At 39.4% G+C, this 12,740-nt stretch carries 14 protein-coding genes and 1 tRNA gene; all 15 read left to right on the top strand.

Annotated elements, in window-relative coordinates:
• Positions 1 to 9: 9 nt before the first annotated feature.
• Entirely contained in the window at positions 10 to 2,325 is a 2,316-nt protein-coding gene (gene tamL, locus DDZ16_RS15700; protein WP_232526759.1) for a translocation and assembly module lipoprotein TamL, read from the top strand.
• A gap of 326 nt (positions 2,326 to 2,651) precedes the next feature.
• A complete protein-coding gene (fbaA, locus tag DDZ16_RS15695) occupies positions 2,652 to 3,731 on the top strand; it encodes a class II fructose-bisphosphate aldolase (RefSeq protein WP_109265439.1) in 1,080 nt (359 codons plus the stop codon).
• Between the two features lie 184 nt (positions 3,732 to 3,915).
• The gene (locus DDZ16_RS15690; RefSeq protein ID WP_109265438.1) at positions 3,916 to 5,235 is read left to right on the top strand and encodes a sodium-dependent transporter; all 1,320 of its coding nucleotides are present in this window, start codon (positions 3,916 to 3,918) and stop codon (positions 5,233 to 5,235) included.
• A 67-nt stretch (positions 5,236 to 5,302) separates the two neighbouring features.
• On the top strand, positions 5,303 to 6,229 hold the full coding sequence (locus DDZ16_RS15685; RefSeq protein ID WP_109265437.1) for a helix-hairpin-helix domain-containing protein: 927 nt from the start codon (positions 5,303 to 5,305) through the stop codon (positions 6,227 to 6,229).
• A gap of 241 nt (positions 6,230 to 6,470) precedes the next feature.
• Positions 6,471 to 6,662 carry a 30S ribosomal protein S21 gene (gene rpsU / locus DDZ16_RS15680; RefSeq protein ID WP_109265436.1) on the top strand — a complete coding sequence of 64 codons (192 nt, stop codon included), beginning with the start codon at positions 6,471 to 6,473 and terminating at the stop codon, positions 6,660 to 6,662.
• Positions 6,663 to 6,749: 87 nt separating this feature from the next.
• Complete coding sequence (locus DDZ16_RS15675; protein ID WP_109265435.1) at positions 6,750 to 7,634, top strand: tyrosine-type recombinase/integrase; 885 nt, start codon at positions 6,750 to 6,752, stop codon at positions 7,632 to 7,634.
• Positions 7,635 to 7,653: 19 nt separating this feature from the next.
• Complete coding sequence (gene hpf, locus DDZ16_RS15670) at positions 7,654 to 7,953, top strand: ribosome hibernation-promoting factor, HPF/YfiA family (protein ID WP_109265434.1); 300 nt, start codon at positions 7,654 to 7,656, stop codon at positions 7,951 to 7,953.
• 383 nt (positions 7,954 to 8,336) lie between these two features.
• On the top strand, positions 8,337 to 9,524 hold the full coding sequence (gene tuf / locus DDZ16_RS15665; protein ID WP_109265433.1) for an elongation factor Tu: 1,188 nt from the start codon (positions 8,337 to 8,339) through the stop codon (positions 9,522 to 9,524).
• Positions 9,525 to 9,575: 51 nt separating this feature from the next.
• Positions 9,576 to 9,648: transfer RNA gene (locus tag DDZ16_RS15660), tRNA-Trp, on the top strand.
• Positions 9,649 to 9,695: 47 nt separating this feature from the next.
• Complete coding sequence (gene secE, locus DDZ16_RS15655) at positions 9,696 to 9,890, top strand: preprotein translocase subunit SecE (protein WP_109265432.1); 195 nt, start codon at positions 9,696 to 9,698, stop codon at positions 9,888 to 9,890.
• 24 nt (positions 9,891 to 9,914) lie between these two features.
• Positions 9,915 to 10,454 (top strand): transcription termination/antitermination protein NusG, encoded by a 540-nt coding sequence (gene nusG, locus DDZ16_RS15650; protein ID WP_109265431.1) that lies wholly within the window; start codon positions 9,915 to 9,917, stop codon positions 10,452 to 10,454.
• A gap of 116 nt (positions 10,455 to 10,570) precedes the next feature.
• Positions 10,571 to 11,014 carry a 50S ribosomal protein L11 gene (rplK, locus tag DDZ16_RS15645; RefSeq protein ID WP_109265430.1) on the top strand — a complete coding sequence of 148 codons (444 nt, stop codon included), beginning with the start codon at positions 10,571 to 10,573 and terminating at the stop codon, positions 11,012 to 11,014.
• Positions 11,015 to 11,029: 15 nt separating this feature from the next.
• Complete coding sequence (gene rplA / locus DDZ16_RS15640) at positions 11,030 to 11,725, top strand: 50S ribosomal protein L1 (RefSeq protein WP_109265429.1); 696 nt, start codon at positions 11,030 to 11,032, stop codon at positions 11,723 to 11,725.
• 32 nt (positions 11,726 to 11,757) lie between these two features.
• Positions 11,758 to 12,276: a 50S ribosomal protein L10 gene (gene rplJ, locus DDZ16_RS15635; protein WP_109265428.1), complete on the top strand. Its 519-nt coding sequence runs from the start codon at positions 11,758 to 11,760 to the stop codon at positions 12,274 to 12,276.
• Between the two features lie 42 nt (positions 12,277 to 12,318).
• A complete protein-coding gene (rplL, locus tag DDZ16_RS15630; RefSeq protein ID WP_109265427.1) occupies positions 12,319 to 12,696 on the top strand; it encodes a 50S ribosomal protein L7/L12 in 378 nt (125 codons plus the stop codon).
• Positions 12,697 to 12,740: the final 44 nt, after the last annotated feature.

The raw sequence follows: 12,740 nt of genomic DNA, 5'->3' as shown, positions 1-12,740 counted from the left end.
GTGAATGTTTTGAGAAATTATATATTAAAATACTTACAAAAAGTCTTTGTGGGACTGCTTATCGCGGTGCTTTTGTTTTTGAGTGCCTGCTCTTCCACCAGGTTTGTTCCCGATGATGATTACTTACTCTCCAATGTTAGAATCAGAAATAAAGGTGCTGATATAAGTAAGGAACAATTGAGGCCTTATATCCGGCAACATGAGAATACTAAGATATTGGGCTTTTGGAAATTCTACCTTGGACTTTATAACTTATCCGGCCGTGATGATGAAAAGGGAATAAACAAATGGTTGAGAAGTATTGGGGAAGAACCGGTGGTTTTTGATTCCTTTTTAGTGGCTCAGTCTTCTCAGCAAATGTCGTTGTTCCTTCAAAATAAAGGATATTTTCAGCCCTCTGTATCTGATACCATTATTTATTCGGGAAAAAAGAAAGCCAAAGTTGTCTATACGATAGCCCCCGGCCCCCGATATTATCTCAAAGACCTGGGGTATGGCATTGAGGATGATAGCGTTTATGGCGAGATTATGGCAGATACAACCAAGACCCTTTTAAAGGATGGTCGGCCATTTACCCTTGAAATCCATGAGCAGGAGCGTGAGCGAATTACAGAAAACCTTAGGAGTAAGGGCTTTTATAATTTTTCCGAGGAATACATTTATTATCTGTCTGATACCACTGTAGGAGAACATCAGGTTAAGGATTCTTTAATGGTTATGACTCCCGAGGATGTTACCGGGCTTAAGCATCATCGCCGTTTTCGTATACGCGATGTGTTGTTTCATGTCGGCATTGGAACCGACAATCTGCTTGAAGAAGACTCGGGATCTTTAGCCAGTGAATTTGATACTCTTCGTTACAGCGGAGCCTATATTATCTACGAGGAAGAATTGTCTTTCAAGCCACAGTTGCTGACTAACTCAAGTTATATTCATTCAGGAGATTTGTACAATTCCAGGTTAGTGAGCCGCACGCATCAACTCCTTAGCGGGCTTCGTCTTTTTAAGTATATTAATATCCGGTTTCGGGAAACCGGTGAAATCAATGATTCTGGTCAACCTCTTCTTGATTGTGTTATCCGCCTTTCACCCGGAAAGGACCAGTCCTTTTCGATTGACATTGAGGGGACCAATTCTTCCGGAAACATGGGAGCAGCCGGCAATTTTACTTATCAGCACAAGAATTTACTCCGGGGGGGGGAGTTTTTTACATTGAATACTCGCCTTGCACGACAAAACCAGTTTGTAAGGTCTTCAACTGAGGAATTTAACACGCTGGAGCTTGGGGCTGAAGCATCAATTGTTGTTCCAATATTTTGGATTCCGTTGAGCATTAAGGAGTTCAGACAGAGGTATAATCCTAAGACCAATATTTCTCTGGCCTATAATTTTCAGCGACGACCGGATTATACACGGACCATTGCTAATGCAAGGATGGGGTATAATTGGCGATCTTCCAGGTATATAAGTCATGCCTTTTATCCGGTTGAATTTAACTTTGTAAGCATTCCTGAGATCAGTTCGCAATTTAGAGATCAAATCAGCGATACTTTTTTAAAATTTACCTACGAGGATCACCTGATTGTGAATATGAATTATTCCTTTTTATTTAATCAGCAAACATTGGGAACTAATTCGGATTTCTGGTATCTCAGGGCAAATGTGGAGTCAGCAGGAAATTTATTGTCTCTGGCTTCCCCTTTGTGGGATAACAATACAGACAAAGATTATGATGAATTATTAGGAATCAGATATGCCCAGTATTTAAAATCTGATGTAGATCTGCGGTATCATAACCGCCTGGATAATTACACTTCACTTGTTTGGCGTTTATTCGCTGGTGTGGGTTTACCCTATGGTAATCTTGATGTTCTGCCTTTTGAAAAGAGGTATTTCTCTGGTGGGGCCAACAGCATACGTGCCTGGCCGGTTAGAGGACTTGGTCCCGGCAGTTACTCAGATGAAGGTTTTGGATTTTATAATCAGACCGCAGATATAAAACTGGAATTTAACCTTGAATATCGGTTTAAGTTATTCTGGATACTGGAGGGTGCTTTGTTTCTTGATGTCGGCAATATCTGGAGTATAAAAGAAAGCTCCAGTCCGGAAGGTGGTTTGTTTAAACCTGACCGTTTTTATGAAGAATTAGCTGTGGGCACCGGGGTTGGGACCCGATTCGACTTCAAATATTTTATATTCAGATTTGATATGGGATTAAAAACCCATGATCCCTCATTGCCGAAGGATGAGAGGTGGATTCCGGTTAACAGACCCTGGACTTGGGAAGATGTTGGTTTTAACTTCGCTATAGGTTATCCCTTCTAGTGTCAAGTCAAGTATAGTCTGACGGCCCAAGCCTTGCTCTTTCTAACTTGTGCTTCTCAAAAAAAAGACTCACGTAGCTACGGCTATGCTTACTTTTTTGTTGTTTTACACAAGCTGTAAAATAGCGGCGGCTTACCCGACATTCTATACTTGACTTGAAACCAGACTGAAAGTGGATTTTACTTTACTGTTGCTTTTTTTCCTATTTTATTTTTAAATTTGCACGGATTTGTAATTGACTTTGTGTTATATAATTACATTTTAATACAAATCTTTGATCGAATTAACAAGTCTTTAATTTTACATCTCATCAAATAAAAGTGATTATGAAAGAAAGAATTTTGGATGTTGTAAAGCCAGGCGTTGCTGCAGGAAAAGATCTTCAGGAAATTTTTCGTGTAGCACGTGAGAACGAATTTGCTATGCCAGCGGTAAATATTGTTGGTTCCAATTCTGCTAATGCTGTTATGGAAGCTGCAAAAGTTGCCAAGGCTCCTGTTATTATCCAGTTGTCTAATGGTGGTGCTTCTTTCTATGCAGGAAAAGGTGCTAGCGGTGAAGGACAGGAACTGGCTATTAAAGGTGCTGTAGCTGCAGCCAAGCATGTTCATATGTTGGCTGAATCTTATGGCGTACCTGTAATTCTGCATACCGACCATGCTGCTAAAAAATTGTTGCCCTGGATTGACGGGTTGCTTGACGAAGGTGAAAAATATTACAAAGAAACTGGCAAGCCTTTGTTTAGTTCTCATATGCTTGACCTTTCAGAAGAGCCTCTTCAGGAAAACATCGATATTTGCAAAAAGTATCTTGAAAGAATGAGCAAAATCGATATGACTCTTGAAATAGAGCTTGGTATTACCGGTGGAGAAGAAGATGGTGTTGACAATACTAATGTTGACAACTCTCTGCTTTATACGCAGCCGGAAGAAGTTGCTTTTGCATATGAAGAGTTGAAGAAAGTTTCTCCTAACTTCACCATTGCTGCTTCATTTGGTAATGTTCATGGTGTTTACAAGCCAGGTAACGTTGTATTGCGCCCCGACATTCTGAAGAAATCTCAGGATTTTATTTCTGAGAAATTCGGAACTGAAAGCAAACCTGTAAACTTTGTATTCCATGGTGGTTCAGGTTCTTCTGATGCCGAGATTCAGGAGGCTGTTAGCTATGGCGTAATCAAAATGAATATTGATACGGATACTCAGTGGGCATTCTGGGATGGCATTCGGGAATACGAAGCTAAAAACCATGACTACCTGCAGGCTCAGATTGGTAATCCGGATGGTGATGATAAGCCAAATAAAAAATACTACGATCCACGTAAATGGCTCAGATCCGGAGAAGAAGCTATGGCTAAGCGTCTTGGTCTTGCTTTCAAAGCCCTTAATTGCGTTGATGTATTGTAGAAATTTCTTTTACAGACATTATTTTCAACCCCCCACCTTTTGCGTGGGGGTTTTTTTAATACTCTAATCTTGCCTGAAATTACATCACAGTTTTCAGTTCCAATTTGTAGTATGTGATGTTTTTTCTGTGATTTACAGATGTTTATTAATCAGATTTACTATTTGCTAAAACCACTTAAATACTATGCAATCCAATACACCATCAAGAGATAGTTTTTCCGGAAAGTTCGGAATTATCGCTGCTGCCGCAGGTTCAGCCATTGGTTTGGGAAATATCTGGAGATTTCCTTATGTTTTAGGTGAAAATGGTGGTGGGGCTTTTCTTTTGATTTACCTTGCTTTTGTGCTTTTAATTGGAGTTCCGGTGATGATTTCCGAACTGTTGATTGGACGCAGCGCTCAAAAAAATGTTTTTGGGGCGTTTCGCAAACTGGCTCCGGGTCAGCATTGGTATATGATTGGTGTGATGGGAGTTGGTGCTGCATTCCTTATTTTGGCATTCTATTCGGTGGTTGCAGGTTGGACACTTCACTATGTTTATCTTTCAATAACCAACGCATTGGCAGGTAATACCCCCGATGAAATGATAGCTGTTTTTGAGGGCGTACAATCCTCTAAAGGAATGTCTATCTTTTGGACTCTGTTATTCATGGGAGGAACAGCTTTCATTGTTCGTTCAGGTGTTGAGAAAGGCATTGAAAAGTATACTAAAATATTGATGCCTTTATTGTTGCTGATAATTTTAATACTTAATGTTCGTTCTGTTACTTTGGAAGGCGCTTCTGCAGGATTGGACTTTCTTTTTAATCCCGATTTCTCAAAAATCACCCCCGATGTGGTCCTTGAAGCTTTGGGACAAGCGTTTTTCTCCTTAAGTATCGGGATGGGTGTGATTGTTACTTACGGATCTTATATAAAGAAAACTGAAAGCCTGGGAGGGACCGCTCTTTCTGTTTCTCTTGCAGATACCGGCATTGCTGTTTTAGCTGGAGTTGCAATTTTTCCGGCAGCTTTCGCGTTTGACATGGCTCCCAATCAGGGGCCGGGGTTAGTTTTTGTAACATTGCCCAATATTTTTAACCAAATGGCCGGAGGGTATTTATTCGGTCTTATGTTTTTTGTATTGCTTTCCATTGCTGCTTTTACTTCTTCCATTTCGCTGCTGGAAGTGGTGGTAGCTTATTTTACCGAGGAACTCAAGCTTCCCCGCAAAAAAGGAACCTGGATTGCTGCTGGGATTATGTCCATTCTGGCTGTTTTATGTGCATTAAATGGTTCTGTTTTTGGTGCTTTTGATTATATCTCTTCAAATATTTTACTGCCCTTAGGTGGACTGTTGGTCGTTGTTTTTGTGGGATGGATTCTTCAATCAAAGTTGACCCGTGCTGAGATTGAAGCTGACGGGAAAAAGGCAAAGTACTACCGGGGCTTTGTGTTTATAGTCAAATTTATTGCCCCGATAGCTATAGCACTTGTTTTCTTAAACGGACTTGGTTGGATTTGATAAAGCTTTTTATCTTGGTTTGATTATTTGAAGGTTATGTTCTATCTTGCTTCCCAAAAACCATATCATGTGGAAAGATTGGTTAGCCTTCACCCGAAAAGAGCAGTATGGTATTTTAGTGCTCACTATTCTTATATTTATTTTACTGATAGTCAGATTGTCGGTGGGGATTTGGGATGAACCTCCGCAAAGGGTGGAAAAAGCTGAAATAAATGACCTTATTGAATTTGAAGAAGTCAAAGAACCCGCTAAAAGTCAACAAGATACTCGCCAATATCATTTCTCCGGAAACTTTAATCCAAATAAAGTAAATGTTACAGCATTAGATGAAATGGGCTTTTCTTCTTATGCGGTAGTAAATTGGATTAAATACCTGGAGGCAGGAGGCCATTTTTCTAGTTTATCTGATGTTGGAAAAGTTTATGGTATCGATTCTATTGCTCTAGTTCAGATGGCTCCTTTTGTGCATTTTTCAATTTCCCGGGAAGAGCCAGCTTCTAAATCATCTCCATCTCATTCGCGAAATTTTAGGTATAACCAGGCAAAACAGGATATATCCCATGCAGACAAACCAGGCACCGATGTTAACCATGAAGTTGTAAAAGTTGAAATAAATTCAGCAACACCAGAAGATTTTAGGCAGATTCGGGGCATTGGGGAGGTTTACTCCAGCCGCATAGTGGCTTACAGAAATTTATTGGGTGGTTTTTATTCTGTAAATCAAATAAGAGAAGTTTATGGTATTTCAGAAGAGCTCTTTGACGATCTTTGCGAAAATTTTGAAATAGAGGGTGAGCCATTCCGTAAAATTAAAATTAATGAAGCTTCTTTGAGAGTGCTCAAAGCTCATCCATATATTAGTTTTTATCAGGCTCGTGATATTATTGAGTATCGAAATAATAATGGGGCATTTGAGGAACCTGAAACTCTTGAGCAATTAGCCTCCTTTGATGGAAATGAATTAAAAAGAATCCTTCCATATTTTTCGTTTTAAGAGAATTAGTGATAGAAAATTGGAAATTAACTTGCTTCAATCAATAATCTTCCTTTTCTTTGCACCGGCTTTTCTGAGAAAAGTTGAATTATTTAGGTGTAACGTTCTAAAAGATTGGAGGTTGTTGACTTTTTTAAAAGGTTGATAAATTTTTTACCCTGAACCCGATGTTTATTCCCATGTGAAAAGGGGAGTTTGATTTTTAAAAAATAATAATTAGAAAATACTTAAATCTACAATTATGATCGTAGTACCAATTAAAGAAGGTGAAAATATTGAGAGAGCTCTGAAGAAGTTTAAGCGTAAGTTTGAAAAAACAGGAACTATGCGTGAAATTCGTAGTCGCCAGGCATTTACCAAGCCCTCTGTTGAGCGCAGGGAAGAAGTGAAGAAAGCGGCATATATTCAGAAGCTACAGGAAGACACTGAATAGACAAATTCTTTTTAAAAAACGCCTGACTTTTCATAGGTTTTTTCGTATATTCGTTAATACCATTAGTTGAAAAGTCAGGCGTTTTTTATGCTATATATCGACTCTTTTTTAAATTTTCTCAAATTCGAAAAACGTAGTTCCGACCACACCGTAGTGGCCTATAAAGCGGACTTGAAACAGTTTGCTGAATACATGAAAGAGATGGGGGTAAAGGATGAACGTGAGGTGAAAACCAGATTTATCAGAAATTGGGTTGTTGCTTTGCATTACGACAACTTAAAACCCAGATCTATTCATCGTAAGATTGCTTCATTGCGTGCCTATTTTAAGCATCTTTTGAGAGAAGAAGTTATTGAAACGTCACCTGTTGAGGGTGTTATTCTTCCCAAATTATCCAAGAATCTTCCGGATTTTGTTAAAGAAAAGGAAATGGACTTATTGTTAGATCATGTTCCTTTTGGTGAAGATTACCCAGGGGTTCGGGATCGCACAATTATTGATTTGTTTTATGGAACCGGTATTCGTTTATCTGAATTGGTTGCCTTAAAGGATCGTAGTTTTGATTTTGGGAGTGGTCTGGTAAAGGTGCTAGGTAAACGAAACAAAGAGAGACTTGTGCCTCTGAACCAAACAACCCTGAACAGCGTTTCAAATTATATGCTAAGGCGCAATCAAGAGTTTGGAGAAAATAAAGCCAAGAGTTTTTTTCTCACCGATAAAGGAGAAGCCATTTATCACAAACTGGTATACAGGATTGTAAACAAGCATTTGAGAAGTGTGACAACATTAGCGAAAAAAAGTCCGCATATTTTAAGACATACATATGCCACCATATTGCTTAATCGTGGAGCCGATATAAACGCTATAAAAGAATTGCTTGGGCATGCTAACCTTAATGCGACCCAGGTTTACACACATAATACTTTTGAGAAATTATCATCTATTTATAATCAAGCCCATCCAAGGGCTTAAATTAGTTGGAGGAGTGTCTATGAATATTACGATTCAATCGGTGCATTTTGATGCCTCTGAAAGGCTTGAAGGATTTATTCAACAGAAAGTAGGCAAGCTGGATCAGTTTTCGGATGAAATAATTACTGCAGAAGTTATTCTGCGAGTGGATAAGTCTGAGAGTTCTGATAACAAGTTGGCTGAAGTTCAATTGGATATTCCCGGAAGTAATCTTTTTGCAAAAAAGCAAAATAAGACATTTGAAGAAGCCGTTGATTTGGCTTGCGAGGCTTTAAGAAAACAGTTGATTAAACGAAAAGAAAAGTTAAAAGCCAAATAGTCAAAAAAGAATGTGACATTTTTTGGTGCTATTTGAAAAATATTATACATTTGCACACCGTTTTCGGTGGCGTTTAAGGCCTCCGGAGATTGTTTTAATAGGCTGATTATAGTTAATAATCAGCCTATTAAAATGAAAGGGCGAAGATTTTTCAGAGCAAAAAAATTGATTTTTGATTGGGGTATTGCGCTGATCTTTTGGAAAAAAAGAATATTGATTTGTGGAATATTGCTCTGAAAATGTTTATCTTTATGCCCCCAAAAAAGGCGTTTTTATTTCTTTGATTTAGATAATCAAGCAGATAAAGCGTTTTGTGCTGATATTTATTTTGTATAAAAATAAGTGGTTTCAATTTATATCTAATTGTCTAATAATTTCGAGTTATGGCTAAAGAAACATTTCAAAGGACGAAGCCTCACGTTAATATTGGTACCATTGGTCACGTAGACCATGGTAAGACTACTCTGACTGCTGCTATCACAAAAGTGTTGGCAAAGAAAGGTTGGTCCGAAATCAAAGAATTTGATTCTATTGACAATGCTCCTGAAGAGAAAGAAAGGGGTATTACAATTAACACTGCTCACGTAGAGTATCAGACTGAAAACCGTCACTATGCTCACGTTGACTGTCCTGGTCACGCCGACTATGTTAAGAACATGGTAACTGGTGCTGCTCAGATGGACGGTGCTATTTTGGTAGTTGCCGGTACTGATGGTCCCATGCCTCAGACTCGTGAACACATTCTTCTGGCTCGTCAGGTAAACGTTCCTAGTATCGTTGTATTCCTGAACAAAGTTGATATGGTTGACGACGAAGAGCTTCTTGAGCTTGTTGAGATGGAAGTACGTGATCTGTTAGGTTTTTACGAATTTGACGGAGACAATGTGCCCATTATCAAAGGTTCTGCTCTTGGAGCATTGGAAGGCGATGAGAAGTGGGAAGAGAAAATCATTGAACTTATGGCCGCTGTTGATGAGTGGATTCCTACTCCTGAGCGTGACAATGAGAAGCCCTTCTTGATGCCTGTTGAGGATATTTTCTCAATTACCGGTCGTGGTACTGTTGCTACTGGTCGTATCGAAACTGGTGTGATTCATACTGGTGACGAAATGGAAATGATTGGTCTTGGTGCAGAAGGTAAGAAAACTGTATGTACCGGAGTTGAGATGTTCCGTAAGATTCTTGATGATGGTCAGGCTGGTGACAACGTAGGTTTGTTGCTTCGCGGTGTTGACAAGAAAGACATTAAGCGTGGAATGGTATTGGCTAAGCCTGGTTCAATCACTCCTCACACTAAGTTTAAAGCTGAGGTTTATGTATTGAAAAAAGAAGAAGGTGGACGTCACACTCCTTTCCATAATAAATACCGTCCTCAGTTCTACTTGCGTACTCTTGATGTTACCGGAGAGATCACTCTTCCAGAAGGATCTGAAATGGTAATGCCTGGTGATAACGTAACAATTACTGTTGACCTGATTTACCCTGTAGCATTGAACGTAGGTCTGCGTTTCGCTATTCGCGAAGGTGGTCGTACTGTAGGTGCCGGTCAGGTAACTGAAATCGTGGAATAATTTATTCCCAACTATATTAAGGATGGAGAATTTCTCCATCCTTCTTTACAAACGGGTGTAGCTCAGTTGGTAGAGCACTGGTCTCCAAAACCAGGTGTCGGGAGTTCGAGCCTCTCCTCCCGTGCAAAATATAATTCCCATGTGGGAAAAGAAATTAGCACCAGATAGAATATGAAGAAGATAAAAGCCTATTTTCAGGATGTTCATCATGAACTAGTAAACAAAACTTCCTGGCCAACCTGGTCAGAACTGCAGAACAGTGCTATTGTTGTAATGGTAGCTTCGGTTATTATCGCTGCTGTGGTTTATGTGATGGATTATTCTTTTGACAACGTTTTGCAGTGGGTTTATCAGCAATTGTATTAAAAACAGGAAGAAGGAATTATTCCGATGAGTGAAATTCAGAAAAAATGGTATGTAGTCCGGGCTGTCACGGGTAAAGAGAAAAAAGCCAAAGAATTTATTGAAAGTGAGATTTCCAGCCGGGATCTTCAGGACTATGTTAGCCAGGTTTTAATACCCACCGAAAAAGTTTATCAAATACGTAACGGTAAAAAGATTAATAAAGAACGAACTTTTTATCCTGGTTATGTGTTTATAGAGGCTGCTTTGGTTGGAGAAATACCTCATATTCTAAAAAATATTACGCACGTAATTGGATTTCTCGGCGACGATAGTCCGGTTCCAATGCGTGAGTCTGAAGTCAATCGCATGCTTGGTAAAGTAGATGAGTTGACTGAGAACGAAGAAGAAATCAACATTCCGTTTTATGTTGGGGAGACAGTTAAAGTTGTTGATGGACCATTTAATGGCTTTAACGGTGTTATTGAAGAAGTGAATGAAGAAAAGCGGAAGTTGAAAGTTATGGTGAAGATTTTTGGAAGAAAAACTCCCCTGGAACTTAGCTTTTTACAGGTAGAAAAAGAATAGGACTGTTCATCGAGCAGCGGAGCTTCCAGGGCAATTGTTTTAATTGCCTCTGCAGATGAAAAGGGAACTTATTCTTGATTAATCCTGATTATTAATAACCAACACGAATTGCTACGATGGCTAAAGAAGTAGAAACTTTAATCAAACTTCAGATTAAGGGTGGCGCAGCAAATCCATCTCCACCGGTAGGACCCGCATTGGGTGCCAAAGGTGTGAACATTATGGAATTCTGTAAGCAATTCAATGCTCGTACTCAGGAAAAAGCCGGTAAGGTTTTACCTGTTGTAATTACAGTTTACAAAGACAAATCATTTGACTTTGTAGTAAAGACTCCTCCGGCTGCTGTGCAGTTATTGGAATCGGCCAAATTGAAGTCAGGTTCAGCTGAACCTAACCGTAAAAAGGTGGCTTCAGTATCCTGGGATCAGGTTAAGGCCATTGCTGAGGACAAAATGAGCGACTTGAATTGTTTTACTGTTGATTCTGCAATGAGGATGATTGCTGGTACTGCCAGAAGTATGGGAATCACCGTAGATGGTGAGTTTCCGGTTAACAATTAAAATCCGTTTGCAACAATGACAAAACTAACAAAGAATAGAAAGTTAGCGTTAGAAAAAATCGATGCCGGAAAGCAATATCCCATTGAAGAAGCTGCAAACTTGGTAAAGGAAGTTACCAATACTAAGTTTGATGCATCAGTTGATATTGACGTACGTCTGGGTGTAGACCCTCGTAAAGCAAATCAAATGGTGCGCGGTGTTGTAACCCTTCCTAATGGTACTGGTAAAGAAACTAAGGTTTTGGTACTTTGTACTCCCGATAAGGAAGAGGAAGCAAAGGCTGCCGGTGCTGATTATGTTGGCTTGGATGAGTATATTGATAAAATCAAAGAAGGATGGACCGACGTTGATGTTATCATCACCATGCCCAGCGTAATGGCTAAGGTAGGTGCCTTGGGACGCATTCTCGGACCTCGTGGTCTGATGCCTAACCCCAAGAGTGGTACTGTTACCATGGATATTGCAAAAGCTGTAAGCGAAGTTAAAGCAGGTAAAATTGACTTTAAAGTAGATAAATATGGTATTATCCATTCTACTGTTGGAAAAGTCTCGTTTTCCCCTGATAAGCTCGCTGAGAATGTGCGTGAATTTGTAGGTAATATTATTAAGCTGAAACCTTCAGCTGCTAAAGGTACTTACATTAAAAGCATCGCGCTTTCTAGTACCATGAGTCCCGGTATTCGTGTTGAACCCAAATCGGTTGAGGTTTAATTTTTAATGTTAACTGAAGAGTATTAGGAATCATGAAAAAAACAGATAAAAGCGCACTTATTAAAGAGCTATCGGAAAAACTCAATGAGTACAGTCATTTTTATGTGACAGATACTCTTGGTTTGGATGCCGGTAAAACCAGTGATCTACGTCGCGCCTGCTTTGCGAAGGACATTAAAATGATGATGGTAAAGAATACCCTCTTCAAATTGGCCCTTGAGCAGAGCGACAAGGAGGTTGAAGGCATGGACGAAGCCTTTATAGGTACTTCTGCTGTTCTTTTCTGTAATACAGGAAATGCTCCTGCCAAATTGATAAAAGAATTCCAGAAAAAAACTGAGCTTCCCGTATTGAAAGGAGCATATGTTGAGGAATCCGTTTATCTCGGCAGTGATCAATTAGAAGTACTTACTACTATTAAGTCGAAGGAAGAATTGCTTGGCGATGTTATTTCTCTTCTGCAGTCCCCTGCGAAGAACGTTATTTCAGCCTTGCAGTCCGGCGGAACTAAAATCCACGGAATTCTTCAAACCCTTAGTGAAAAGGAATAAATTTTTACAAACTGAAATTGAAATTATTTAATACCTAAGACAATGGCAGATATTAAAAAACTTGCAGAAGAATTAGTAAATTTGACTGTGAAAGATGTTAACGAGCTTGCTGAAATTTTGAAGGAAGAATATGGCATTGAGCCTGCAGCTGCAGCTGTTGCTGTTGCTGGTGGTGCTGCCGGTGGTGAAGAAGGCGGTGCTGCTGAACAAACTGAGTTTGATGTTATTTTGAACTCACCAGGTGGTTCTAAATTGGCTATCGTAAAGCTGGTTAAAGAAATGACTGGTGTTGGCCTGAAAGAAGCAAAAGAACTTGTTGACAAAGCACCTGCTCCTCTTAAGGAAAAAGTATCTAAAGAAGAAGCTGAAAGCCTTAAATCTCAATTAGAAGAAGCTGGAGCAGAAGTTGAACTTAAGTAAACAGGACAATATACCTGAAATATGGTGACGGTTTAGGAACCCAT

This window comes from Marinilabilia rubra (assembly GCF_003121985.1).
GTDB classification, from domain to species: domain Bacteria; phylum Bacteroidota; class Bacteroidia; order Bacteroidales; family Marinilabiliaceae; genus Marinilabilia; species Marinilabilia rubra.
The sequence above is the reverse complement of the archived record's forward strand: the minus strand, read 5'-3'. Positions and strand labels throughout refer to the sequence as shown.